Annotated in this window: 22 protein-coding genes; 11 read left to right on the plus strand and 11 right to left on the minus strand. The window is 56.1% G+C overall.

The genetic code is table 11. The annotated features are described in order from the left end of the window. Positions 1–54: 54 nt before the first annotated feature. Genes CIK92_RS02925 through CIK92_RS02940 form a run of 4 tightly spaced genes read right to left on the minus strand, consistent with a single transcriptional unit; the run spans position 55 to position 3546 of the window. Entirely contained in the window at positions 55–813 is a 759-nt protein-coding gene (locus CIK92_RS02925) for an SDR family oxidoreductase (RefSeq protein ID WP_094386672.1), read from the minus strand. Positions 814–850: 37 nt separating this feature from the next. Then, positions 851–1351, minus strand: a complete 501-nt coding sequence (locus CIK92_RS02930; protein WP_094388106.1) for a dihydrofolate reductase — start codon at positions 1349–1351, stop codon at positions 851–853. A 15-nt stretch (positions 1352–1366) separates the two neighbouring features. Next, positions 1367–2161 (minus strand): thymidylate synthase, encoded by a 795-nt coding sequence (locus tag CIK92_RS02935; protein ID WP_094386671.1) that lies wholly within the window; start codon positions 2159–2161, stop codon positions 1367–1369. Continuing rightward, entirely contained in the window at positions 2158–3546 is a 1389-nt protein-coding gene (locus CIK92_RS02940) for a hypothetical protein (RefSeq protein WP_371591639.1), read from the minus strand. The genes CIK92_RS02935 and CIK92_RS02940 overlap by 4 nt, the downstream gene beginning before the upstream one ends. A gap of 104 nt (positions 3547–3650) precedes the next feature. On the opposite strand from CIK92_RS02940, the gene CIK92_RS02945 reads away from it, so the two are divergent. From CIK92_RS02945 to CIK92_RS02955, 3 genes are read left to right on the plus strand one after another with little or no spacing between them, the layout of a single operon-like run. Continuing rightward, the gene (locus CIK92_RS02945; RefSeq protein ID WP_144289315.1) at positions 3651–4307 is read left to right on the plus strand and encodes a DUF6249 domain-containing protein; all 657 of its coding nucleotides are present in this window, start codon (positions 3651–3653) and stop codon (positions 4305–4307) included. 28 nt (positions 4308–4335) lie between these two features. Further along, entirely contained in the window at positions 4336–4878 is a 543-nt protein-coding gene (locus CIK92_RS02950; protein WP_094386669.1) for an RNA polymerase sigma factor, read from the plus strand. Next, positions 4865–5212 carry a DUF5056 domain-containing protein gene (locus tag CIK92_RS02955; protein ID WP_158214721.1) on the plus strand — a complete coding sequence of 116 codons (348 nt, stop codon included), beginning with the start codon at positions 4865–4867 and terminating at the stop codon, positions 5210–5212. Before CIK92_RS02950 ends, CIK92_RS02955 begins: the two co-directional genes overlap by 14 nt. Before the next feature lie 70 nt (positions 5213–5282). Here the strand turns inward: CIK92_RS02955 and CIK92_RS13315 are convergent, their stop codons facing one another. The 6 genes from CIK92_RS13315 to CIK92_RS02980 form a co-directional block, all read right to left on the minus strand. Further along, on the minus strand, positions 5283–5471 hold the full coding sequence (locus CIK92_RS13315) for a hypothetical protein (RefSeq protein WP_144289316.1): 189 nt from the start codon (positions 5469–5471) through the stop codon (positions 5283–5285). Positions 5472–5771: 300 nt separating this feature from the next. Continuing rightward, the gene (locus CIK92_RS02960; protein WP_094388109.1) at positions 5772–7835 is read right to left on the minus strand and encodes an OmpA family protein; all 2064 of its coding nucleotides are present in this window, start codon (positions 7833–7835) and stop codon (positions 5772–5774) included. Positions 7836–7888: 53 nt separating this feature from the next. Beyond that, positions 7889–8953, minus strand: a complete 1065-nt coding sequence (locus CIK92_RS02965) for an acyltransferase (protein WP_094388110.1) — start codon at positions 8951–8953, stop codon at positions 7889–7891. Further along, positions 8953–11025: a DNA topoisomerase 3 gene (locus CIK92_RS02970; protein WP_094388111.1), complete on the minus strand. Its 2073-nt coding sequence runs from the start codon at positions 11023–11025 to the stop codon at positions 8953–8955. Before CIK92_RS02970 ends, CIK92_RS02965 begins: the two co-directional genes overlap by 1 nt. Positions 11026–11248: 223 nt before the next feature. Then, entirely contained in the window at positions 11249–13144 is a 1896-nt protein-coding gene (locus CIK92_RS02975) for a cation-translocating P-type ATPase (protein ID WP_094388112.1), read from the minus strand. A 147-nt stretch (positions 13145–13291) separates the two neighbouring features. After that, positions 13292–13645 (minus strand): hypothetical protein, encoded by a 354-nt coding sequence (locus tag CIK92_RS02980; RefSeq protein ID WP_022309498.1) that lies wholly within the window; start codon positions 13643–13645, stop codon positions 13292–13294. A 338-nt stretch (positions 13646–13983) separates the two neighbouring features. Here CIK92_RS02980 and CIK92_RS02985 point away from each other — a divergent pair, with 338 nt between their 5' ends. The 6 genes from CIK92_RS02985 (at position 13984) to CIK92_RS03015 (ending at position 21273) form a co-directional block, all read left to right on the plus strand. Beyond that, positions 13984–14634, plus strand: a complete 651-nt coding sequence (locus CIK92_RS02985; RefSeq protein ID WP_022309497.1) for a DUF2975 domain-containing protein — start codon at positions 13984–13986, stop codon at positions 14632–14634. Positions 14635–14646: 12 nt separating this feature from the next. Next, positions 14647–14874 (plus strand): helix-turn-helix transcriptional regulator, encoded by a 228-nt coding sequence (locus tag CIK92_RS02990; RefSeq protein ID WP_022309496.1) that lies wholly within the window; start codon positions 14647–14649, stop codon positions 14872–14874. 228 nt (positions 14875–15102) lie between these two features. Then, positions 15103–16374: an ATP-binding protein gene (locus CIK92_RS02995; RefSeq protein WP_094388113.1), complete on the plus strand. Its 1272-nt coding sequence runs from the start codon at positions 15103–15105 to the stop codon at positions 16372–16374. Positions 16375–16481: 107 nt separating this feature from the next. Then, positions 16482–18506, plus strand: coding sequence for a M13 family metallopeptidase (locus CIK92_RS03000; RefSeq protein WP_094388114.1), 2025 nt, complete (start codon positions 16482–16484; stop codon positions 18504–18506). A gap of 218 nt (positions 18507–18724) precedes the next feature. Further along, positions 18725–19597 carry a hypothetical protein gene (locus CIK92_RS03010; protein WP_094388116.1) on the plus strand — a complete coding sequence of 291 codons (873 nt, stop codon included), beginning with the start codon at positions 18725–18727 and terminating at the stop codon, positions 19595–19597. Positions 19598–19737: 140 nt separating this feature from the next. Beyond that, positions 19738–21273 carry a Gfo/Idh/MocA family protein gene (locus CIK92_RS03015; RefSeq protein WP_094388117.1) on the plus strand — a complete coding sequence of 512 codons (1536 nt, stop codon included), beginning with the start codon at positions 19738–19740 and terminating at the stop codon, positions 21271–21273. Between the two features lie 302 nt (positions 21274–21575). On the opposite strand, the gene CIK92_RS03020 is transcribed toward CIK92_RS03015, so the two are convergent. Beyond that, a complete protein-coding gene (locus CIK92_RS03020) occupies positions 21576–22832 on the minus strand; it encodes an ATP-binding protein (RefSeq protein WP_094386660.1) in 1257 nt (418 codons plus the stop codon). 326 nt (positions 22833–23158) lie between these two features. Here CIK92_RS03020 and CIK92_RS03025 point away from each other — a divergent pair, with 326 nt between their 5' ends. Both CIK92_RS03025 and CIK92_RS03030 read left to right on the plus strand, forming a co-directional pair. After that, the gene (locus tag CIK92_RS03025) at positions 23159–23785 is read left to right on the plus strand and encodes a hypothetical protein (RefSeq protein ID WP_094388118.1); all 627 of its coding nucleotides are present in this window, start codon (positions 23159–23161) and stop codon (positions 23783–23785) included. Further along, complete coding sequence (locus CIK92_RS03030; RefSeq protein ID WP_094388119.1) at positions 23782–24621, plus strand: nucleotidyl transferase AbiEii/AbiGii toxin family protein; 840 nt, start codon at positions 23782–23784, stop codon at positions 24619–24621. Before CIK92_RS03025 ends, CIK92_RS03030 begins: the two co-directional genes overlap by 4 nt. The last annotated feature ends 250 nt before the right edge of the window (positions 24622–24871 follow it).

The raw sequence follows: 24871 nt of genomic DNA on the forward strand, positions 1-24871 counted from the left end.
TGACCATAGCGAGTCATCAAGGCCTGATTGCGTGATGATGGTTGGACGCCCAACCTATGCTTCCCGATGTATGTAGGAGCCATTGGCCTGATGGGTGGCCAACACCAGCACCTCGGCTATCTGCACATGCTTCGGCGCCGATGCTGCATAGAATGCCACATCGGCTATGTCGTCGCCCGTAAGCGGCTTGACGCCTTTGTAGACATTGTCGGCACGCTCGTTGTCGCCATGGAAGCGCACGCGGCTGAAGTTTGTCTCCACCAGTCCGGGCTTCACGTTGGTCACGCGTACTTCCGTGTGGGCCACGTCGATACGCAGACCGTCGGTGAGGGCCTTCACGGCTGCTTTGGTGGCACAGTACACGTTGCCGCAGGCGTAAGCGGCGTCGCCCGCCACACTGCCTATGTTGATGACGTGGCCCCTGTTGCGCGCCACCATGCCCGGCACCACCAGTCGGGTCATCGTGAGCAGACCCTTGATGTTGGTGTCTATCATCGTGTTCCAGTCTGTCGGGTCGCCTTCATACTCCTTGTCCAGACCGAGTGCCAGCCCGGCGTTGTTGATGAGCACGTCTATCTCCTGCCATCCTTCGCCGAGCGACGCGATGGCCTTGGTGGTAGCCTCGGCGTCGCGCACGTCGAACGCCAGTGTCACCACCTCGGCGCCCATAGCCTCCAGCGTGGTCTTGATTTCCTCCAGCCTGTCGGCTCTGCGCCCTGTGATTATCAGATTGTATCCGCCTGCCGCAAACTTTCTGGCGCAGGCTTCTCCGATGCCACTTGTGGCACCGGTGATAAGAGCTGTCTTCTTCATTGTCATTGCCATTTGGGTTATGTTTTCCTCTGTGTCGCTATTGTTCCTCTGCCCGTTTGCCCGGCTCATAGTCTACGAAGTCGTAAGCCTGAGCGTGACGCTCGTCTTTGTCGTGGTGCTCGCGCCAGGTCTCGTGCCATCCGCTGTAGTCGGGGAAGAAGGCGTCGGCAGCCTCTGGCGTGTCGTCGACCTCGGTGAGGCAGAGCCGCTGAGCCCGGTCGAGCGCCTGGGCATAGATGCTGGCTCCACCTAGTATATATATATCCTCGTCGTCGCCACAGTGGGCGAGTGCCTCGTCTATCGAGGCATAGGTGTCGCAGCCCGCAAACTCGGTGGCGGTGCGGCTCAGCACGATGTTGCGGCGGTTGGGCAGCGCGCCCTTGGGCAGCGACTCAAAGGTGTGACGCCCCATGATGATGGTGTGCCCCGTGGTGAGCGCCTTAAACCGTTTCAGGTCGTTGGGCAGCCAGTATATGAGTTTGTTGTCGATGCCTATGGCGCGGTTGCGTGCCACGGCGGCTATGATGTTGATGCGCATGTTTTCAGCGAGTGGTTATACCGACACCTGCGCGGCTATGTGTGGCCACGGGTCATAGTCGGTGAGTTGGAAATCTTCGTATTTGAAGTCAAAGAGACTCTTCACGTCGGGGTTCAGGTTCATCTTGGGCAGCGGTCGCGGTGTGCGTGTGAGCTGCAGACGGGCTTGCTCTATGTGGTTCAGATAGAGATGCGTGTCGCCGGTGGTGTGGATGAAGTCGCCGGCACGCAGTCCGGTCACCTGCGCCATCATCTGGAGCAGCAGCGCATACGAGGCGATGTTGAACGGCACACCCAGGAAGGTGTCGGCAGAGCGCTGGTAGAGCTGCAGACTCAGTCGGTCGTCAGCCACATAGAACTGGAAGAGGCAGTGACAGGGTGGGAGCGCCATCTCGTCGACCTCGGCGGGGTTCCAGGCCGACACAATCATGCGGCGCGAGTCGGGGTGAGTCTTCAGCGTGTCTATCACCTGCTGTATCTGGTCTATGGTGCCGCCGTTGTAGTCGGGCCACGAGCGCCATTGGTGTCCGTACACGGGCCCTAACTCTCCGTCTTCGTCGGCCCATTCGTTCCAAATCCTTACACCATGTTCCTGGAGATAGCGCACGTTGGTGTCGCCGCGCAGGAACCACAGCAGCTCATAGATGATAGACTTGAGGTGCAGCTTCTTGGTGGTAAGAAGCGGGAAACCCTCTTCGAGATTGAACCGCATCTGATGGCCGAAGACACTCTTGGTGCCCGTACCTGTGCGGTCGGTCTTGGTGGCTCCTTCGGTAAGGATGCGGTCAAGCAGATTGAGATATTGTTTCATATATTGAGTATTGTCGGTATTTGTTCGGGCAGATGGGTGCTCTTGATACGCCATTCCGGGGGATAGAGGTTGTTGGCGCGGTTGCCCAGGTTCTTGGCAAATCCCAAGGGTATGCCGTGGTAGGTGATGAGCACGATGCCGCGCGGCGTGGCGGCGTCGAGCGTTATCGCTTCTTTGCGCAGATAGGCTATGGCTTGCCCGTATCCGACCTCTGCCTGTGCAAAGGCCGAGCGGTTGAGTGCGGTCGAGAGTGCCAGCGACTGGTGGGGCACCACGTCTTTGCCCTTGACGGTGCCCAAGGTGATGCCGGCGTGCAGCAGATGCAGCGACTTCTCAGCGGCGCGATACTGTGCGAGCCACCATGTGGGGATGGCGCTCAGCGTGTCGCCCCTCTCGCAGAGGGTGAAGTGGTCGCTGCCGTTTATCCACGCCCCCACGTCGGTGCGCGGTCGCGTCTTGGCGGGCTTGCCGCTGTCCTTGGCGCGACGCTCAGCCAGCACGGTGTCGTCGCTCTTGCGCAGCACAGCCATGCACAGCCCTTCGCTGCGCGAGCGGCCGGGGATGAAGCGATACAGACTGTCTTCGCCCTTGAGCGCACCGGTGATGTTCCATTCCTCGCTGATGTCGATGTCCAGCACATCGGCTCCCAGTCCGCGTATCCATGCGATGTTGTCCTCGTTTTCCTGTTCGTTGAACGTGCAGGTCGAGTAGACCAGTATACCGCCAGGCCGCAGACAGGGCCAGATGTCTTCGATGATTTCGCGTTGCAGCCGGTAGCAGTTTTCCACGTTCTGCCGACTCCATTCGGCTATGGCGCCGGCGTCCTTGCGGAACATGCCTTCGCCCGAGCAGGGTACGTCGGCGACAATCAGGTCGAAGAGCAGCCCCGCTTTGCGGAAGTCGCGCGGGTAGTTGTTGGTGACCATCACGTCGGGGTGTCCGTACTTCTGTATGTTTTCGCTCAGTATCTGGGCGCGTTGGCGTATGGGCTCGTTGCATATCAGCAGACTGCCCTGGGGCAGCACCCCGCGCGCCGTGGTCGACTTGCCGCCGGGCGCAGCACACAGGTCGAGCGCTGTCACTGGCCGGTCGATGACCCGCGACAGCACATGGTGCAGAAACATTGACGCCGCTTCCTGCACATAGTAACAACCGGCATGAAGCAGCGGGTCGAAGGTGAAATTGGGACGCGACTCGAGCCAGTAGGCACCGTCGCACCAGGGCACGGGCGTGACTTGGCCCACAGGGCGGCCATCGGTCTTGAAGGGGTTGAGGCGCAGGCTTACCGAGGGTTCATCGTTGAGCCCGCCAACGAGCGTTTCGTAAAGCGCATCGCCCATCAACAGCCGCGTGGAGTCCGCAAAATCTTTAGGTATATCTATCATCTTCACGCTATTAACTTTGCAAAAGTAGGTTTTTTTTAGTTATTTTGCAACTAATTGGCGTCTCAATGCGTCTAATGGATAGAAAAAAACAAAACGAAGAAGATATGAAACGATTTATTCTGACACTTACAGTCATGCTGGCTTGCATCGCCATGAGCGTCGATGCCGCCCCACACCACCGCAACCACCTCGACGACGCTGTGGTGGCCGATACTGCCCACACCGGCATCGAGGCCTACTCCGACACCGCCTCCTGGGATGCTGCCTCCGCTGCCGACTCCACCTACTACGCCTCCACGCCGTATATGGACGACGACCTGGACGATTTCGGCTCGTTTGTCGATTTCTGCAAGCCCCTCTTCGGCATGGGAGGAATTGCCATTGCCGTGATTGTATGCCTGTTAGTGCTACTCTTCCTGTTTGCGCCTCTTATTGCCGTCATCCTCATCGTCCGCCATCTCATCAAGCAGCGCAACGACCGCATAGCGCTTGCCGAGAAGGCACTGGAGCACGGCCAGCCCATACCCTCACAACTCTGCGAGCAGGCTCTCGATACCAATGAGGCCCTCTGGCGCAAGGGCATACGCAACGTATCGATAGGCGTGGGCATGATAGTGATGTTCTACATCTGGAGTTCGAGCATGCTCATGGGCATCGGCGCCCTGGTGGCTTGCTATGGCGTGGGCCAGCTGGTCATCGTGCGCACCACGGGTGGTCGCCACACCGAAGCACCGCACGACGAGGAGAGCGACAACCAGTAACCACATTATTATATATAGATAGAGCGACGTGAGAAATCTCGAAGACATAGCATGGATTACCCAGGCGGCGATATTCCACAACCGGGCAGCCTTCGGGCGGCTGGTTGAGAAATACCAGGCCCAGGTGCGTCGCTTCTTCCTCAGCCAGACGCTGGGCGACACCCAGTTGAGCGACGACCTGGCCCAAGACACCTTCGTCAAAGCCTACCTCAACATCTCCCGCTTTCGTGGAGAGGCGTCGTTCAGCACGTGGCTGTTTCGTATAGCATACAATGTGTACTACGACCACGTGAAGACGCAGCACCCGACCGACTCTCTGGAAACGCCCGCGGTGATGGGGCGCAGTGGGAGAGACACCGACAGTGGACTGCAGATGGACTTGCGCCATGCGCTGGCGCTCCTTACCGACGCCGAGCGCACCTGCGTGGTGCTCCAGCTGATGGAGGGACAGAGCATAGACCACATCACCATGGTTACGGGTATGCGCGAGGGCACTGTCAAGTCGCATCTCTCGCGTGGAAAGAAGAAAATGGCCGATTATTTAAGACATAATGGATATGACAGACAATGATGACAGACTGATAGCACAGTTTATGACCGAGCACAAGCCCCAGGTGGCCGATATGGGTTTCACCCGTCGCGTGATGCGCCACTTGCCGCAGCACACCGACCGTCTTAACCGTTACTGGACGCTCTTCTGCTTCGCCATAGGGGCGCTGGCGGTGGCGATGATGGGGTCGCTGCCCCGACTGGGTTCGCTGCTCATGGGAGTCATGGGCGACTTGGTGGGCGTGGTGGCTGTCAACGACTGCGTGCGCCCCTCGACACTCCTTACGGTGGTCGTGGGGATAACCGCCATCAGCATCATTACCATCAGCCGCACTCCTGTGCATCATCGCCGATAGCCGTCCGCGGGCGGGGACTGTGGCTGCGCGCCGCGCCTGCATACTGCCGGGCATAGGGTTCGTTGTACATTCACCTGTGGATGTACAGCGAACCCTTTTTGGTACATCCGTGACGGTGGTCGTGGCTCACGTTGCTGCGCAGCGTGTGGATGCGGTGATGCTCATTGGCTTCATCCTTGTGCTTGCCATCATTGCCGGCTCGTAACGTAAGGCACGAGCCCACGTGGCTTATGATACGAGCCCACGTTTCTTCCGTCACGAGCCCTCGTGCCTTCCGTTACGAGGCGATAGAGATGGTCAGCACGTTGGTAAAGGTGGTCTCGGCGCCGCCCAAGATATGCTCGGCATCGCTCTTTGTACACTCTGTATCGTTATCGTTACTCACAGCATGGCTGCCCTTGGTGCCAGTTTTCCCCACGGTCTGCAGTGACAAAGCCCTGACTCTTGCGAGCCAGGGCTTTGTCGTCTGTGGGAAAAAGAGGTTATGCTATAGGGTGATGAGGCTATGCTGTGGAGTGATGAGGCTATGCGCCTGTTGTGTGGGCGCGGTGGTGTGGGGCTACTCGATGATGATGTTCAGCCCGTCGTCGCCCTCGTGCTTGTCGGTGGTGGCAGGCTTGGGTCTCTTCTTGAGTTTGCCGTGCTCGTCGAACAGTCCGTAGGTGGTACGCAGCACGATAAACTCGGTGCGGCGGTTCAGCTGGTTGGCTATCTCCTGCTTGTCCTTGTCCAGATGGCTGATAAACTCTTCGGTCAGCACGTCGCCCTCCTTGAGCCACGTGAGCCGCTCGGTGAGTTTGCGCCGTATGGTCTTGGGCTTCTCCTTGCCGTAGCCCACGGGCGTGAGCCGGTCGCGGGCTATGCCCTTGGCGGTGAGATAGTCGACCACAGCCTCGGCGCGGCGCTGCGAGAGCCGCTTGTTGTACTCGGCGCTGCCCTTGTAGTCGCAGTGGGCGCTCAGCTCGATGGTCACATTGCCGTTCTCGTTGAGCAGCGTCACCAGTTCGTCGAGCGCCTTGGTCGACTCGGGGCGCAGCGTGGCCTTGTCGAAGTCGTAGAAGATGTTGTCTATCAGCACCGGTGCGGTGATAGATACCAGCGGGAACTGCAGCACCGTCTCTTCCGACTCTTCGGTGGGCCGTACGGTGAGTTCTTCCTTATGGTTGAGGAAGCCCTTGCAGGTGGCGAGCATCACATAGCTCACTCCGGGCTTGACCACCTGGGTGAACGAGCCGTCGCTCTTGAGCGTCAGTCGGCGGTTGGTGCCGTCGTTGCCTACCATGTAGACCTCGGCCTGCGGCAGTTCGTATCCCTCGGCCTCGTAGACCCATCCCTTGACGGTGTTGACCACCTCGGGGTTCTCAAACGCGTATATATGGTCCCATCCGCGGCCGTCGCCACGGTTGGACGAGAAGTAACCCCGGTTGTGGGGTCCCTCAAAGGTCATGCCGAAGTCATCGCCGTGGGAGTTGAGCGGGTAGCCGGGGTGGTAGAGCTGGTAGCGGCCCTGCTTGTTGACCTTGGCGATGAAGATATCCAGTCCTCCCAGTCCGGAATGGCCGTTGCTCGAGAAGTAGAGGTCGCCGTTGGGGCGGAAGGTGGGAAACATCTCGTCGCCGGGGGTATTGATGGGCTCACCCAGGTTTTCCACGCCGCCCAGTCCGACCGATGTGATGCGCACGCGCCAGATGTCCATGCCTCCCTTGCCACCTGGCATGTCGGAGACGAAGTACAGCCACTCGCCGTCGGGCGATATGGCGGGGTGGGCATAGCTTGACAGCGTGTCGCGGGTGAGCTCCAGCTTGGTGGGCTTGCTCCATGCGGCGTCGCTGCGGTTGGAGGTGACTATCTCAGCATATCGGGGCGACGAGGGGTCGGTCACACACTGGGTGAGATACATCTCACGGCCGTCGGGGCTGATGCAGCATGCGCCCTCGTCGTAGGCGGTGTTGAGGCCGCCGCTCACGGGTTCGGGCTTGGACCACTTGCCCTTGTCGTCCTTGACCGAGACGAAGATGTCGGCATTCTTGGTGCCCGTGATGCCACTCAGCTCGTCGCCCTCGGCCTCGTTGCGCGTCGAGGAGAAGTAGAGGTGGTCCAGGGCGTCGCCTGCCAGCACCGGGCTGTAGTCGGCCCGTCGCGAGTTGAAGACATCCATCCTCTTGACCTTGTATCGCGAGCCCGCCTGCTTGATGGCGGGTGCGTTGAGCGCCGATGCCAGTCCACTCTTGGCCAGCTCGTTGTCGGGCATCGAGTCGAGCACTGTCCTGAACATGTCGGCAGCCTCCTTGTACGACGCACTCTTGAGCAGCTGTCGGCCATAAGCAAGACGGTCTTCGAGCCCAGCCTGTCCGTATCTGAGGGCATTGGCGTAGGCAGAGTTGGCTCGCTGCGACTGGTTGATGCGCTCATAGCAGCGCGCCATCTTGAGCGCCACCTTGCCGCGCTGCTCCCGCTCCTTGGGCGAGAGCTGTCGGTAAGCCTTGCGATACTGCACGGCGGCATCATAGTATTCGCCCAGTGCCTGGTGCTTGTCGCCTTTGCGCACGGCACGCTCGGCACCACAGCCGCTCAAGGAGAGCAGCGTAGCGACAAGGATGAGAGTATATAATAGGTGTTTCATCTTTGAGTCTTTTACAAAGATAACGCCGGAATTGGCGATTTATTGCCCCAGGGTCAGTCTATTCCTAACCAGTAGCGGCTCCAGGGCAGGCGACCGAGGCACCATACTGCGGCATAGGTGGTGGCGGTGGTGCTGAGGGCTATCATCGGCACCAGGGCAGCCACGGGCGCAGCGCCGTCGTAGAGGTCGTGGAAGGCGTTGAGTATCATGATGTGGGCCAGATACATGGCGTAGCTGCACGTAGATACCGAGATGACCAGCCGGCCTATGGTCGAGGTGGCGCTGAGGTGTACGCGGCTTAACGCGCCAAAGGTGCCGAGCGTCATCATCATCACGTTGACGGAGCAGAAGTCCCATGGTATCTCAAGCTCTACGGCATCCTTGGCAAAGGAGTCGAAGTAGAGGAAGGTCTGGGCAGTAAACAGATAGCCCACCACCAGCAGTGCCATCGACACCGACAGTCGCGGACATCCGTAGCGTCGCAGATAGTGGCCCAGGATGAAGTAGCCGCCGAAGCCGGTGTAATAGTAGAACGCCGGGGTGATGTTCCACGACGCCTCGCCCCACAGCGCGATGCCTGCATGGTGCAGATAGGGCAGCAGGGTGGTAAGCATCCACAGCGCCAGATAGCCCTGGAGTTCGCGCTTGCCACACTGGCGCAGCCAGGGCGAAACGATGGGCGCCAGCAGATATACGCCGATGAGCATGTAGATATACCAGAGGTGGCCCACCTCGACTCCGTAGTTGAGCGGGATGCGGCACACACTGGCGATGCAGGTGGCGATGCCGTCGCCGCTACGCAGCATGAAGTAGACGGCATAGGCCACGCACCAGAACACCCACGGGAAGAGGATGCGGGTGAAGCGGTGGCGGAAGAAGGTGGTGGTAGAGGTGGAGACGGGCAGCAGCAGATAGCCCGAAATCATTACAAAAAGCGGCACACAGATGCGTGCCACGCTGTTCATCCATGTCAGCAGCGGGATGTTGGCATGGATGATGCTCAGGTTGTCTCCGATGTAGTAATACTCGCTGGCATGCTGCCACAGCACCAGCACGATGGCGACCACTCTGATGAGGTCGAGCGCTATATTGCGCGTAGGTTTGCAGGTAGAGGTCATTATTGTGTCTTGTTGTCGTTGTTGAGAGGCTGTCGCCAGTCACATCCCTCGCGCCAGCGGCTGCAACCATAGGCGGTCTTGCCCTTGATGATGGTGCCCTGGCCACACTTGGGGCAGGGGCGGCCCACCATGGGGTCGATGGGTTGTGCGTCGGGTGCAGGTGTGACGGGCTTGGGGGTAGAGTCGGCGGCATTGGGTTTGGCGTCGGCGGGCTTGGCTGCCGGCTTGCGTGGTGCGGCCTTGCGCTTGGCTGGCTTCTTCTTGAGGTCCTCGTCGGTGGTCACGGTGACACGCCGGTTGGAGTTGTCGCGCAGCACATCGTTGACGATGTCGGTGATTTGCACCTTGAGTTCGTTGACAAACTGCGAGGCGTCGTACTTCTTGTGCTCTATGTCGCGCAGCTTCTTCTCCCAGATACCCGTGAGCTCGCAGCTGGTGAGCAGTCGCTCGTGTATCATGTCTATCAGCTGTATGCCGGTGGGCGTGGCTATGAGGTTCTTGCGCTCGCGGCGTATGTAGTGGCGCTTGAAGAGCGTCTCGATGATGCCGGCTCGCGACGACGGGCGTCCGATGCCGTTCTCCTTGAGCGCGGCGCGCAGTTCCTCGTTGTCCACAAACTTGCCTGCCGTCTCCATGGCTCTCAGGAGCGTGGCTTCGGTGTATGGCTTGGGTGGCGTGGTCTGCTTCTCGGTGAGAGTAGGCGTGTGGGGACCCTCTTCGCCCTTGACAAAGGCTTCGAGCGTGCGCTCTTCGTCGTCTTTCTCGGCCTCGTCGTCCTTATGGGTGTCTCGGGCATAGACCTGACGCCATCCAGGGTCAAGAATTTCCTTTCCCGACACCTTGAAGTCTATCTTGTCTACGGCTCCCGTCACCGTAGTGGTGGCAAAGGCGCAGTCGGGGTAGAAGGCGGCGATGAAGCGGCGCACGATAAGGTCGTAGACATTGTGCTCGAGGTCGGTGAGTCCTCTCGCCTCCTGTCCGGTGGGAATGATGGCGTGGTGGTCGGTCACCTTGGAGGCGTCGAAGATACGCTTGGGCTTGATGAGGGGCTTCCCGGCTATCGGTCGCATCAGTTCGTGATAGCTCTTGAGCCCGTTCATGATGCCTGGACACTTGGGATAGATGTCGTCGGAGAGGAACTGGGTGTCGACACGAGGGTAAGTAGTGAGCTTCTTCTCATAGAGAGACTGGATAATGTTAAGCGTCATCTCGGCAGAGTAACTGAACTTCTTGTTGCAGTCTACCTGGAGCGAGGTGAGATCGTAGAGGTGGGGTGGGGCTTCGGTTCCCTTCTTCTTCTGCACGCCTGTCACTCTGAAGGGTTTGCCCTCGATGGTGGCAAAGGCCTGCTCGCCCTCTTCGCGGGAGGTGAATTTGCCCTGTGTCGCAGTAAACTGAGTGTTGCGATATATCGTCGCCAGTACCCAATATGGCTCGGGTTTGAACTGGTCTATCTCCTTCTGTCGGTTAACGATAAGTGCCAGCGTGGGAGTCTGCACTCGGCCGATGCTCAGCACCTGCCGGTTCTGTCCATACTTGAGCGTATAGAGTCGGGTGGCGTTCATACCCAGCAGCCAGTCGCCCACGGCTCGCGAGAGTCCGGCCAGGTAGAGCGAGTTGTAGTCTTCCTGCTCGCGCAACTTGGCAAAGCCTTCGCGTATGGCCTCGTCGGTCATCGACGATATCCACAGTCGCTTGACGGGGCAGGTGGCTTTGGCCATCTGCATCACCCACCGCTGTATGAGCTCACCCTCCTGTCCGGCGTCACCGCAGTTGACGATGCTGTCGGCCTGGGTCATGAGTTTCTGGATGACTGCAAACTGCTTCTTGATACCCTGGTCGTCTATGAGCTTGATGCCGAATCGTGGCGGAATCATGGGTAGCGCGGCAAGGCTCCAGTGCTTCCAGTTCTCGGCGTAGTCGTTGGGCTCCTTGAGGCAGCACAGGTGGCCGAAGGTCCACGTCACCTGATATCCGTTGCCCTCCATGTATCCGTCGCGCGCCGAGGTGGCGCCAATGATGCGGGCAATGTCTTTGGCCACACTGGGTTTCTCTGCTATACAAACTATCATCTGTCTTGTCCTTAATCTTTGCTGTGGTTGCAAAGTTACTAATTAATGGCGAAACGGACAACTTACTGCCCTGTTCTCTTTCCTGTGCATCAACAATATATACAAAAAAGCTGGAGGTACTCTCCTGCTTGGTGAGAGTAATCTCCAGCTTTGCAGAGGCATCCTCCAGCGTCGGGGAGATGTCCTCTGTATGTGTAGAGGTGTGGGCGGTGGCGGCAGTGGCTCAGGCGCGTTTCCACTTGAGCCGCAGACTGTTGAGCACCACGCTCACGCTGCTCATGGCCATCAGTGCGCTTGCCCACATGGGCGTAATCTGGAAGTCGGTGACGGCGTAGAGGGCTCCGGCGGCAAGGGGGATGCAGACGAGATTGTAGATGAACGCCCAGAAGAGGTTCTGGCGAATCATGCCTACCGTCTGGCGCGACAGACTGAAGGCTTCGGCAATGCGGCGCAGGTCGTTGCCCATGAGGGTGACCTGTGCCACGTCCATCGCTACATCGGTGCCGCGGCCCATGGCTATGCCCACATCGGCGGCTGCCAATGCCTGACTGTCGTTGATGCCGTCGCCCACCATCGCCACATGCCTGCCCTCGGCCTGCAGATGAGCCACCATGTCCTGCTTGTCCTGCGGCATGACGCGGCTGCGCCAATGGTCTATGCCAGCCTGCTTGGCCCAGTAGGCGACAGCCTCGTCGCGGTCGCCGCTCATCATGTAGATGTCTATACCCTGACTCTTGAGTTGCGCGATGGCCTCGCGGGCGTGGGGCTTCAGATTCTCGCGTCGGCTTACGTCGTCGCTGTCGGCGGCATCGGCGGCAGGGAGAGTGAGGGTGCCCGTCTTGTCGATGACGATGGCATCGATGTGGCGCATGGTCTCGAGCGCGGTGGCGTCCTTGATGAGTATGCCCATGCGCGCTGCGCGCCCTATGCCCACCATGAGTGCTGTGGGGGTGGCGAGTCCCATGGCGCAGGGACAGGCGATGACCAGCACCGACACCGCCGACATGACGGCTCGGGGCAGCTGGCTCATGCCGTCGATGGCGAGCCACACCATGAGGGTGAGCGCCGAGAGGGCAAGTACCGTGGGCACGAAGATGGCGGCTATCCTATCGACTACACGCTGCACGGGAGCCTTGGAGCCCTGGGCCTGCTGCACCATGCGGATAATCTGTGCCAGCATGGTCTTGCTGCCTACCTCGCGGGCGGTGAAGCGCAAGGCGCCGCTGACGACGATGGTGCCCGCCAGCACGCGGTCGCCGGCATGCTTGGCTACAGCCTGGGGCTCACCGCTTATCATGCTCTCGTCTATCGTCGCTGTGGTGTCGCCCCAAGCGGTGACCACGCCGTCGACAGCCACTTTCTCTCCGGCTCTCACCTCGACGCAGTCGCCGGGTTGCACAGCAGCGAGAGGCATCTCGACGAGAGCGTCGCCGCTCACCACGCGCGCTGTCTTGGGAGCCAGGCCCATGAGCGAGCGTATGGCTGAGGCTGTGCTGTGCTTGGCGCGCTCCTCGAGCATGCGGCCCGTGAGCACGAAGGTGAGTATCATGACTGTGGCATCATAGTAGGTGTGCCACTCCATGCCCGAGGCAGTCCATACGTCGCCCCAGAAGGTGTTGAAGAAACTGAAGCCGAAGCTGATAATCGTGCTCATCGCCACGAGAGTGTCCATGTTGGCTGTGGCATGCAGCGTCTGTCGCCATGCTGAGCGATAGATGTCGCGTCCGCACCACACCATAGCCGCCAGAGCTATCAGCATGGATAGCTGGTTGGCTGCATCGGCGCTGCCCGTCTCTATCCACCCCATGCCTATGGTCATGCAGAGCAGCGAGAGCAGCCACGCCACCGCCACCTTGCGTCTCAGGCGCTGATACTGCCGTCGCTCGATGGCTTCTACGTTGCGGTCTTGCTCTATCACCAGGTCGTAGCCCGCCTGGGCCAACCGCTCCTTCATCGCCTGGGGCGAGGTGAGGTGCTCGTCGTAGGTCACCGTCACGGTGCGAGCGGCGAGATTGACGCTGGCTGTCGTCACGCCCTCCATGCGCGAGAGGGTGCGCTCTACGGTGCCGGCACATCCGGCACACATCATGCCGAGTACGGCTATCGTGCGTGTAGTCATATCCTTATACCTTATTATATATATGTTATTACCTTATTATATATATAGATCCGACGCCAAACACCATGAGGGTGGCAGCGACGACGATGTGTGCAAAGTTACACAACTCTGCGCAGAATACAAACGGTTGGGACTGGAAATCAGAGGTCAGTGCCACACTTCGCGCCATGACTCCCTATGCCACAGGTGGTGTAGCCAGGCGTAGGGACGGCGTTGCTGCGGGTAGTGCGGGTTGTACTGGTTGGCGTAAGCCTCGCGCTCAAAGGCGAGGTTGGCATAGCTCTTGTAGCCGTCACGGCAATAGGCCAGACGGAGCAGCCACTCGACGGCATACCACAGGTAGAAAAAAATGTAGAGCATCTCGCGCTGCTGCAGGGTGTGTATATACTCGTGCCGGGCACTGACACTATTCAGCGGACCTTTGGCGAAAACGACGCCAAAGAGGTTGATGGCATAGAAACTCTTACCTAAAGGCAGGTGGTTGACACAATATACTCTCATGACAATAACTTTAGCCTTGCGGCGCAATACACATTCATTGAATACACTGCTGCAAATGTATTACTTTTTTGTGAAACCGCTCCATTTTTCCCCTCTTTTTTTCTATCCATCATTACTTTTATCGTGTCGGGGAATGGGGTGGGCGTGGAGGCCATCATTGCAGTGACGGCGATGATGGCGGCCGCGATGTGTGCAAGAGTGTTAAATTTATCGTTAAACGATAATAAAACTGGAGTTTTGCTTGGTGGTTACAGAGATAATCTCTACCTTTGTCATATCGTTATTCGATAAATAATATGCAATTAACAATAAGTTATTAATAATTATCAAGAAAACAGATGAAACGTAAGTTCAACTTCTATTGTATTCTGCTGTTGATAGCCGTGGCTTTCTCTCTCTTCACGGCTGCCCAGCACTTTGTCGAAGGCTTTAACAGCGGTTATGCCGACGCCACCCTTGAGTTTCAGGACCGTGCCACGGGCAAGACCTGCAAACCCTACATTCTGGACTTGCGTTCGCACAACCCGGCACGCCGCGAACTGGCGATGACCAACACGATGACTGGCAATACCGACTCGCTGCGCGTGAGCAAGGTGACCGCTTGGGTGGTCGCCGAAGGCACGGGTAGCACGCCGGTGCTGGTCACCATAGGCAATATGCTGGTGCTGCTGGCGATGTCGGGTTGTTGTTTAGCTTTCTGGGTAGTCTTCATCCGGCTGGTGCTTGCTGTAAACCGAGGTGAAGACTTCGGCGAGTCTGCCACTCGTCGGCTGCGGCTGATGGGTTGGTACATCATAGCCATCTATCTGGGCGAATGGCTGTTGCTGGCCTTTGACACTACGCCCGCCGTGGCCTATGCCGGCTACGACGTGAGCCTCCACAGCGAGATAGACAGTATGCTGCTCGTCATAGGGTTGGGCTTGCTCATGGTGAGCCAGCTCTTTGCCGTGGGCCAGAAGATGAAAGAAGAAAACGACCTTACCATATAAACAGTACCAATCATGGCAATCATAGTAAATGTAGACGTGATGATGGCCCGGCGCAAGATGTCGTCGGGCGAGTTGGCCGAGCGGGTGGGTATCACTCCCGCCAACCTCTCGGTACTCAAGACGGGCAAGGCCAAAGCCATACGCTTCACCACCCTCGAAGCCATCTGCCAGGCTCTCGACTGCCAGCCCGGCGATATACTCGAATATCGTGCCGACGATGACGGTCAGCATGCCCCTTGAGGTCAAGTCAGGTGATGTATTCACCAGTTGATCGCCGGCAGTTGGCTCAAGGGCTTTTCTCACCACGCCGACCACCCCGTCAACCATCATTTCCGCCAACTGAGGAAGCGAAATCGCGCCAACTGAGGAAGTGAAAATGCGCCAACTGAGGAAATAAAAATGCGCCAACTGAGGAAATAACAGAAAAAAGATGTATATTTGCAGCTGTAAATCAAATCATTTGAAGATATGGAGTACAAACATAGAATAGCAGACCAAATGCTTGCAAAGAAGTTGGCAAGCAAAGGAGCCATATTGATAGAAGGTCCCAAGTGGTGCGGGAAGACCACCACCGCCGAACAGCAGGCAAACAGCATCTTGTATATGGATAATCCTACGTCGTTGGCAACCAATCTGGAGATGGCGGAGATTGACGCTTCCGTGTTGCTGGATGGCGATACTCCGAGACTGATTGACGAGTGGCAGTTGGCGCCGAAGCTGTGGGATGCCATAAGGTTTGAGATTGACCATAGGCGCGAGGTTGGGCAATTTGTCTTGACAGGTTCTGCCGTTCCCGCGGAAGAAAAAGAGATACACCACTCTGGCACAGGACGGTTCAGCTGGTTGACCATGCGCCCAATGAGCCTCTATGAGTCAGGAGAGTCAAATGGCGGTGTTAGCTTGGCTCATCTGTTTGGAACTCCTGAAAAAATTGTCGCCGTAAACAAGCTGAAGATAGATGACATTGCCTTCTTGATTTGCCGTGGTGGCTGGCCCTTCGCATGCAATTTGCAAGGCGAGGCTGCCCTGGCGCAAGCGTTCGATTATGTGGACGCCATTATCAAAAAAGATATTTCCCGAGTGGATGGAGTTAACCGCAATAGTACGACAACGAGGCTGCTTTTGCGTTCATACGCCCGTAACCAAGGTTCGCAGGCAACCATCGGAACTATAGTGGCAGACATGATGACCAATGATGAAAATGAAATAAGCGTAAAGACGGCAGGCGGTTATTTGGAGGCATTGCGAAAGATATTTGTCATAGAGGACTCTGAGGCTTGGAACCCCAACCTCCGCTCAAAGACAGCCATCCGCACGGCCAACACCCGATACTTCATAGACCCTTCGATAGGCACCGCAGTATTGGGACTTGGTCCAAATGACCTTATTGGCGACCTCAACACTATGGGGCTCTTCTTTGAGACCCTGTGTATCCGTGACTTGCGGGTATTTGCAGATGCGCTGGATGGTGCGGTGTATCATTATCGAGACAAGAACGGGCTGGAATGTGATGCCGTGATACATCTCCGTAATGGAAAATACGGACTTGTTGAGGTTAAGCTGGGTGGTGACAGGCTCGTCAATGAAGGGGCAGCCAATCTGTTGACTCTTAAGGAAAAAATAAATACAGAAAAGATGAATGAGCCCTCCTTCATGATGGTGCTTACAGGTACTGGCGATTATGCCTATCGAAGAAAAGATGGCGTATTCGTAGTTCCCATTGGATGTCTGAAAGACTGAAGCAGACAAGAAAACAATCTCATAAAGGCCCACCCTGACGAGGACAGCCTCTACCATCATCGTGGCACTCTGGACGGAAACAATTAATCAACAAAATAACCCTACAAATGAAAATTAAAATGTTAATTGCGGCACTCGCCATCTCAGGCATGACCTCTGCCCAAACACTCAAAAGCGGCATTGACAAGGCCAACATGAACCTTGAAGTCAAGCCCGGTGAAGATTTCTACCAGTTTGCTGCCGGCGGCTGGCTCAAGAGCCATCCACTCGACGCCGTACACCCCATGAACGGTTCGTTTACCGATTTGGACGAGCAGAACAACGATCGCATACGCGACCTTGTGAAGGAGTATGCCGAGAAGCACATGCCCCAGGGCACAGTGGGCCAGAAGATTGGTTCGCTTTACCGTATGTATATGGACACGGTGGCTCGCAACCGTATGGGCTACGAGCCCATCAAGCCCGCCCTCGCCAAGGTGGCTGCCATCAAGAACCGCAAGCAGTGTGAGCGCGTGATGTACGAACTGGGTGCCAAGGGCTACGGCACCATGCTCTTCGGCTTCGGACTGGGCCAGGATGCCATCAACTCTGACCAGTACATCTTCGGTGCCAACCAGGGTGGCATCGGTCTTGACCCCGAATACTATACCCAGCCCAATGAGCAGCAGAAGGCAGTGGTGGCCGCCTACAAGAGTCTGATGAAAGACCTCTTCAAGATGGTGGGCAACAGCGAGGCCATGGCTGAGAAGAAGATGCAGGCAGCCTTCGCCATCGAAGACCAGATAGCCCGCCAGAGCTACGACCAGGTGAAGAGCCGCGACCCTCAGGCCAATATCCACAAGATGAGCTGGAAGGACTTGCTGCGCGACTATCCCGGCATCGACTGGAAGCAGCTCTGTCTGGCTTATGGCTATCCTTCCGACATTGACTCTGTCGATGTGGGTCAGCCCGAGCCCATCCACGAGGTAGAGAAGATACTCGCCACCGCCGACCTCTTCGCCCTCAAGGCCACTCTTGAGGCCAGCGTCATCAGTTCGTCTGTGAGCCTGCTCTCCGACGACTTCGTCAACCGCCGTTTCGAATACACCAAGGCCGTCTATGGCGTCAAGGAGCAGCAGCCCCGCTGGAAGCGCGGACTGGGATTTGTCCAGGGACTCATGGGCGAGTCTATCGGCAAGCTCTATGTCGCCAAGTACTTCCCCGAGAGCAGCAAGCAGAGAGTGGTGGAGATGGTACACAACCTGCAGGACGCCTTCGCCCAGCGCATTGGCGAGAGCACATGGATGACCGATGCCACCAAGGCCAAGGCCATAGAGAAGCTGCGCAGTATGCGTATCAATATAGGTTATCCCGATAAGTGGCAGAACATGGAAGAGTATGTGCAGATAGACGAGAGCAAGAGCCTGCGCGCCAACTACGACGAGATTATTCCCGCCCTGCGCCGCCGCAGTCTGGAGAAGAAGTGGCGCAAGCCTGTCGACAAGACTATCTTCGCCTGCAATCCCCAGATGGTCAACGCCTTCTATGCCCCAACCTTCAACAGTATCAACTTCCCGGCAGCCATCCTCCAGGCTCCGTTCTTTGACGCCGAGGCTGACGACGCCGCCAACTATGGCGCCATCGGAGCCGTCATCGGCCACGAGATGAGCCACGGCTTCGACGACCAGGGCTGCCAGTTTGACAAGGACGGCAACCTGAACAACTGGTGGACCGACGAGGACAAGGCCAATTACAGCCAGCGCACCAAGGTGTTGGCCGACTGGTTTAGCGCACAGGAGGTACAGCCCGGCCTGAAGGTCAATGGCGAGAAGACCCTTGGCGAGAACATCGGCGACAACGGCGGTATCAACGTGGCATTCCGTGCCCTGCAGAACGTGATGGCCAAGCAGCCTCTGCCCGAGAAGGACGGCTACAGCGCAGCCCAGCGCTTCTTCCTCTCCTATGCCCGCATCTGGGCCAGCAATGTGGCTCCGCAGTTTGTGGCTTACCTCGTCAACAGCGACGTACACTCGCCCAACCATCTGCGTGTCAATGCCGCTCTGCCCCATATCGACGCCTGGTATGAGGCTTGGGGCATACAGCCTGCCGACCGCCTCTATCTGGCTCCCGACAAGCGCGCCCATATCTGGTAATCACTCGGTGTGAACCGACCGCATAAGCATGGCTCCCGTCTGCCCCAAGAGAGGCAGCGGGAGCCTTTTGGGTAGCCACGGTGATGACGGCGCAGTCATCTGCACCTTAATTATAATAATAGGGGAAACCCTATTGCGATTTAGGGGAAAAACCATGGCGGTGACGGTGGAATTGGTTACTTTTGCAACCATAACAGCAACTAAAACCAGTGAAGGGAATGAGGAAACAATACGCAGCAATAGCCGCTTCGACGCTCCTGGTGATGAGCGGATGCGGCACCTACGCCGGACAGGGCGCCTATACCGGTGCCACCTTCGGCTCGATATTGGGTAGTGCCATCGGTGGCATCAGCGACGGACCGCGCGGTCACGACATGGGTACCATCGTGGGCATGGCGGGTGGTGCCGTGCTGGGTGGCATCATCGGCAACGCCGCCGACCAGCAGCGACAGCAGGGCTATGACAACGGCGGATATGCCAGCCGTCGCCAGCGTCAGCGTGACTATGACGACGACACCTATACCAGCCGTCAGCGGCGCCAGCGTCCACGCGCCCAGCAACCCGTGACCACCCAGCAGAGCGAAGCCGGATATGGCAGCGGTTTCGACGAGAACAACGGCGGCGACGACCGCATCGAGTTCACCCCCGGCGATGGCGGCAACAGCGAGAAGGGCACCAAGCCCACGCAGGTGCTGCCCGGTTCGTCGAGCGTGGAGAATATCGCCGAGGGCATAACCTATACGCCGACGATAGAGATACGCAACGCCCGGTTTATAGACGCTAATGGCGACAACCGCATAAGCCGCAATGAGCTGTGCAAGGTGGTCTTTGAGGTCTACAACAACGGCCGTCAGACCATCTATGATGTACAGCCCATGGTGGTCGAAGCCACCGGCAACCGCCATATCTTCATCTCGCCCGGCGTGCATGTGGAGAAGATTGCCCCCGGATGCGGCATACGCTACACCGCACTGGTCAAGGCCGACAACCGCATCAAGGTCGGTAACGTGAAGTTGTGCATCTCGGTCATCGAGGGCAACAACCACAAGATATCCAAGGTCAACGAGTTTAATATCGCCACCTGCAAATAGACAGGAGGCCGAAATAACCACACGGCGTGCCCGGGACGTGAAGATAAAAAACGTTCCGGGCATGTTGTTTTTCGTCCCTTTCGTTTGGGGATTGATGATTAAAGCCTTAACTTTGCATAACAATCTAAATTAAAGACGTAATGAACAAGAAAATCATCACTTTGCTGATACTGGTGGGACTGTTTATGACAGCGCTCACCGCCAGCGCCCAGGTGGCCTTTGACTGGCCCTACAAGACAGTGGATGGCACTATTGTCACCCAGGTTCCCGAACGTCCTGCCGGCCAGCAGCCCGCACTGGGACTCACCGCACCCAAGCTCAAGGTGGTGCGCGTGGGATTTGTAGGACTGGGCATGCGCGGTCCCGACGCCGTGCGCCGCTTTACCCATATCAACGGCACCCAGGTGATGGCCCTCTGCGACCATGAGCGTGAGCGCGCCGACACCTGCAACACCATTCTGCGCGCCGCATCCATGCCCCCGGCAGACATATATTACGGTGAGGACGGATACAAGAAGTTGTGCGAGCGCAAGGACATCGACCTGGTGTATATCGCCACCGACTGGCTCCACCACTTTGTTGTGGCTAAGTATGCCATGGAGCATGGCAAGCACGTGGCCATCGAGGTGCCGTCGGCCATGAACCTGCGCGAGATATGGTCGCTCATCGACCTCAGCGAGAAGACCCGCCTGCACTGTATGATGCTTGAGAACTGCTGTTATGACTTTTTCGAGCTCAACAGCCTCAATATGGCGCAGCACGGAGTGTTCGGCGAGGTGCTCTATGTGCAGGGTGCCTATCGCCATGACCTCTCCCAGTTCTGGGATATGTACTGGAAGAAGGACGCCAATGACCGTCTGGGCTGGCGCTTGGACTTCAACCAGAAATTCCGGGGTGATGTATATGCCACCCATGGTCTGGGCCCCATCGCCCAGGTGCTGGATATACACCGCGGCGACCGCATGAAAACTCTCGTGGCTATGGATACCAAGTCGGTGAACGGTAAGGCGTGGGCAGAGAAGCTCTCGGGCAAGCCCTGCGAGAAGTTTGCCAACGGCGACCACACCACCACCCTCATCAGCACCGAGAATGGCAAGGTCATCGAGATACACCACAACACCATGACGCCCCAGCCCTACAACCGCATGTACCAGCTCACAGGTACCAAGGGCTTTGCCAACAAATATCCTACTGAGGGCTACGCGCTCTCGGGCGATGAGATGAAGAACAGTGGCGTGCGCCCGTCGGCCGACAATCTCTCGGGCCACTCCTATATGCCCGCCGCCGACCGCCGTGCACTCACCAAGAAATATGAGAGTCCCATCGTGACCCGCTATCTGGCTCAGGCCAAGAAGGTAGGCGGCCACGGCGGTATGGACTACATCATGGACAGCCGTCTGGTCTACTGTCTGCAGCACGGACTGCCTTTCGACATGGATGTCTATGATCTGGGCGAATGGTGCTGTCTGGCAGAGCTCGGTTCGTTGTCGATGGACAATGGCAACAAGCCGGTAGAGGTGCCCGACTTCACCCGCGGCCACTGGAACGAAGTGAAAGGCTACCGCCACGCTTTTGCCACACCCGAGGAGGAGGCACAGGTAGATGCCGAGTCTGCCGCCTTCACCGAGAAGCTCAAGGCCAAAGGCGCCAAGTACTGGCAGAAGCACAGCAAGTAGATAACCGGGCGCAAGCCCCACGACGATAGCCACCGCAGCCAGAGGCTCCGGTAGCATAGCATTATCCGCAATGCCCATAGACAGGCATTGCGGATATTTTATTAGGCCCAACCGCCCGCCTCCAATTCTCCCGAAACCTCTGCCGACTGCAATTAACCTGACTTCGCAACCTGATATGGCCAAATCGTGGCCCGCAAAGAATAAATACCGTCACGCAATGACTAAATCCAACCTCGCAATCAATATGGAGTGGGTCATGGCATGCACTATTTAGCCTCAGTGGCTGGATATATGGGCTGAGGCTATTGGTTTAATAGCTCTTTATCTGTCAGGAAATCCAATAAGCTAATGGTCAGAATACCAAATTCGTCTTCCTTACGATGGATGTCGTCACCAACAATGACTATTTTTCGAAAGTGGTCGTTGATTGACAGTAACGGACGGCTCTCTTGGGCCTCTTTCTCAGTCGTGGGCATGTGGTAAGCCGACTGGATATACACTCTATATGGAGGGCGGTTTACCACGAAGTCAACCTCCAGCATTCTTCTGACAAACTTTCCGTTCTCGTCCTTGCCCCCAAGTTCAACCAACCCAACATCCACATTATATCCACGACTGCGGAGCTCATTGTAGATAATGTTTTCCATAATGTGTGTTTCCTCTTGCTGACGATAGTCGAGAATAGCTGCGCGGATGCCAATATCGGCAAAGTAATACTTGGATTCGGTACCAATATACTTTCTGCCTTTCACGTCGTAGCGCAAGGCCTCCTCTATCAAGAATGAGTCTTCCAGATATTCAATATATAGCTTTATCGTATCTCGCTTTATGGACACGCCTTGTGCAGACTGAAATGTGTTGGCTATTCTCGTTGGATTGGTAGACGAACCTATTCCTGAAGCTAATACTCGCACAAGTTCTTTCATTCCTTCAGGGTTGCGCAAATGGTTGCGCTCTATCACATCACGGAGATAGGTAGTTTCATACAGATTATGCAAATAATCGGTTTTTTTCTCTTCTGTTTCCAGCAAAGCCACCTGCGGGAGTCCTCCAAAAGTATAGTAATCCAACCATGCCTTGCGTATGTCGCCGCCAATACCCTTGAAATACTCATCGAAGGTGAGAGGCCAGATGCGTATTTCGTCACCTCTGCCACGAAATTCCGTTACGATATCGCTCGACAGGAATCTGGAGTTTGACCCCGATACATACACATCCACATTCCTTATGTGGGTTAAACTAAGGATAACCTCTATGAAATCTTCCACCAGTTGTACCTCATCCAAAACAATATAAAAAGGATTGCCATCATCAACTACCTTGGAGTCTATATAGTCAAGTAGAGCATCAGGTTTTCTCAGTCGTCGGTTTCGGAAGTCATCAAGTTGTATCTCGATGATGTGGCTGCCAGTCACTCCATGTTTCAACAGCCAGTTGTGCCAGATATTGAACAGCAGAAAGGACTTTCCGCATCGTCTGACACCCGTAATAATTTTCACAAGTCCGTTTCCGCGTCCTGCGATAAGTTCATTCAAGTATTTCTTACGTTCGAATATCATATTAGGGTACATTTTTTGATACCAGTATCATATTTTACACCGCAAATATACTGCTTTTATATGAAAAGGATGCCTAAACGATGCGAAAAAACGTTCGGCAAGTGTTAGAAACAATTGTTGTTATACCAAAAGCGATGTTGTCGCCACTGTTTCTGATTAAAGAACATTCTATAGTCAATTTGGAAGCAACCAATAAGGTCATGGCATGCACAAACCAAGCCTCATGGTGCCCATGGATGGCCTCGAAATTGTAAAAACAGCCAAAATTGGTATAGAAAAACAATAAAAAGTTTGTTTACTGTACCAGTTTTGACTATCTTTGTGGCATGATTATGGACTTAGAGCATATTGGCAACATTCCAGTAAGCACCGCCACGGTGGCATCGCTATTCCCGGAAATGTCGGCAGGTAATCAAAAGGTGCTTCAACTTGAGACGGCAGGCAAGGTGATACGTCTTAAGAGAGGGCTATATGTGATAGCCCCCAGGGTGTCGCGGGTGAGCCTGTCAACAGAGTTGATAGCCAATCATCTCTATGCTCCTTCGTATGTGTCCAGACAGACAGCCTTGCGCTATTACGGACTGATACCCGAGGCAGTCTATACCACCCAGTCGATGACGATAAAGCACTCCCGCCACTTTGATACCCCCGTGGGGTGCTTCGAGTATCAGATGATTTCGCGCGAGGCCTTCTCTGTAGGCGTGACAAGCATCAACCAGCATAGTTACTCGTTTCTGATGGCTACACCCGAAAAGGCGCTGTGCGACCTGATAGCCAATTCTCCTAATGTCAATCTCCGCTATCTGAAGGATGTTGAGGCTTATCTGGAAGGTGACATCCGCATGGACATAGATGACTTCCTGCGTATGGATGTAGGTATCTTTGAGCGGTATGCACAAGTCGGGAAAAAGGGAAAATCGATAGAAACTCTGATAAAATATATGAAGAAATGAGCACAAACGAAATATACAATCAGATGTTGTCGGTCTATGAACTTACGACCGAACAGCAGAGGCGCAATGCCATCTTCGAGGTCAATCAGCAGGTAATCCTTGCAGGGCTGTATAATGGGGGATTCTTTGACGAGGCAGCCTTTTATGGCGGCACCTGTCTGCGTATCTTCCATGGTTTGCAGCGCTTCTCTGAAGATATGGACTTCTCGCTCGTCTCTCCCAATGACCACTTCGACTTTACCCGATACTTCCAGCCGATAGTCAATCAGTTTGCCCTCGTCGGTCGCGAGGTTGAGATCAAGAAGAAAGACAAGAAGAACTTTGGCAAAGAGGAGTCTGCCTTCTTGAAGGATAACACTGATGTCTATGATATCACCTTCCAGACGGAGAAAACGGTAAAGATAAAGATAGAAGTAGACACGCAACCACCATTGAAGTTTGATACCGAACAGAAACTGCTTCTCCAGCCACAGTCATTCATGACACGATGCATCACTCTGCCAGACCTGTTTGCAGGCAAGATACACGCATTGCTGTATCGGGTGTGGAAGAATAGGGTGAAAGGCCGTGACTGGTATGACTTCGAATGGTACGTTCGCCACAATATTCCTCTTGACTTTGCCCACCTGCATGAACGGGCCTTACAGTTCAATCAGGAGGATATCACCAAGGAGTCGTTTCTGGACAAGCTGAGCGAGCGACTGGCATCGGCAGACATCAAGCAGGTCAAGGCAGACGTGCTGCCCTTTGTCCGCAATCCCAAGGAACTTGACATCTGGTCAAACGACTATTTCCTGCAACTGACCAAGATGGTGAAATGGACCACTGAAGACTGATGCCGCGGTCATGGCGATAGTGGCTGCCTCTGTAACGAGAGGTATGCCAAGGGCCAGGCTCGCCCCCCGAAATCGCAGTAATAACAATAAAGGCAAGCACCTCTGTCATGGGTGCTTGCCTTTATCCCAAATCGGTCATTAGGATTTCTCTGTGTCGTACGGCAAAGAGAAATCCTTTAATTTTTCCCATATAGATAAGAATGATTGTCGTGTTTTTAGTGATCTAGCCAAATATAGGATGTGCTTGTCT

It is taken from the genome of Prevotella sp. P4-67, from assembly GCF_002251325.1.
Classification (GTDB): Bacteria; Bacteroidota; Bacteroidia; order Bacteroidales; family Bacteroidaceae; genus Prevotella.

What these genes read in the sequence shown, in the direction of transcription:
- CIK92_RS02965 (WP_094388110.1), bottom strand. Translation starts at nt 8,953, where the DNA reads ATGACCTCTACCTGCAAACCTACGCGCAATATAGCGCTCGACCTCATC.
- CIK92_RS03030 (WP_094388119.1), top strand. Translation starts at nt 23,782, where the DNA reads ATGAGCACAAACGAAATATACAATCAGATGTTGTCGGTCTATGAACTT.
- CIK92_RS03010 (WP_094388116.1), top strand. Translation starts at nt 18,725, where the DNA reads ATGAGGAAACAATACGCAGCAATAGCCGCTTCGACGCTCCTGGTGATG.
- CIK92_RS03000 (WP_094388114.1), top strand. Translation starts at nt 16,482, where the DNA reads ATGAAAATTAAAATGTTAATTGCGGCACTCGCCATCTCAGGCATGACC.
- CIK92_RS02975 (WP_094388112.1), bottom strand. Translation starts at nt 13,144, where the DNA reads ATGACTACACGCACGATAGCCGTACTCGGCATGATGTGTGCCGGATGT.
- CIK92_RS02995 (WP_094388113.1), top strand. Translation starts at nt 15,103, where the DNA reads ATGGAGTACAAACATAGAATAGCAGACCAAATGCTTGCAAAGAAGTTG.
- CIK92_RS03020 (WP_094386660.1), bottom strand. Translation starts at nt 22,832, where the DNA reads ATGATATTCGAACGTAAGAAATACTTGAATGAACTTATCGCAGGACGC.
- CIK92_RS02970 (WP_094388111.1), bottom strand. Translation starts at nt 11,025, where the DNA reads ATGATAGTTTGTATAGCAGAGAAACCCAGTGTGGCCAAAGACATTGCC.
- CIK92_RS02980 (WP_022309498.1), bottom strand. Translation starts at nt 13,645, where the DNA reads ATGAGAGTATATTGTGTCAACCACCTGCCTTTAGGTAAGAGTTTCTAT.
- CIK92_RS02990 (WP_022309496.1), top strand. Translation starts at nt 14,647, where the DNA reads ATGGCAATCATAGTAAATGTAGACGTGATGATGGCCCGGCGCAAGATG.
- CIK92_RS02930 (WP_094388106.1), bottom strand. Translation starts at nt 1,351, where the DNA reads ATGCGCATCAACATCATAGCCGCCGTGGCACGCAACCGCGCCATAGGC.
- CIK92_RS02945 (WP_144289315.1), top strand. Translation starts at nt 3,651, where the DNA reads ATGAAACGATTTATTCTGACACTTACAGTCATGCTGGCTTGCATCGCC.
- CIK92_RS02985 (WP_022309497.1), top strand. Translation starts at nt 13,984, where the DNA reads ATGAAACGTAAGTTCAACTTCTATTGTATTCTGCTGTTGATAGCCGTG.
- CIK92_RS02940 (WP_371591639.1), bottom strand. Translation starts at nt 3,546, where the DNA reads ATGATAGATATACCTAAAGATTTTGCGGACTCCACGCGGCTGTTGATG.
- CIK92_RS03025 (WP_094388118.1), top strand. Translation starts at nt 23,159, where the DNA reads ATGATTATGGACTTAGAGCATATTGGCAACATTCCAGTAAGCACCGCC.
- CIK92_RS02925 (WP_094386672.1), bottom strand. Translation starts at nt 813, where the DNA reads ATGAAGAAGACAGCTCTTATCACCGGTGCCACAAGTGGCATCGGAGAA.
- CIK92_RS02960 (WP_094388109.1), bottom strand. Translation starts at nt 7,835, where the DNA reads ATGAAACACCTATTATATACTCTCATCCTTGTCGCTACGCTGCTCTCC.
- CIK92_RS03015 (WP_094388117.1), top strand. Translation starts at nt 19,738, where the DNA reads ATGAACAAGAAAATCATCACTTTGCTGATACTGGTGGGACTGTTTATG.
- CIK92_RS02955 (WP_158214721.1), top strand. Translation starts at nt 4,865, where the DNA reads ATGACAGACAATGATGACAGACTGATAGCACAGTTTATGACCGAGCAC.
- CIK92_RS02935 (WP_094386671.1), bottom strand. Translation starts at nt 2,161, where the DNA reads ATGAAACAATATCTCAATCTGCTTGACCGCATCCTTACCGAAGGAGCC.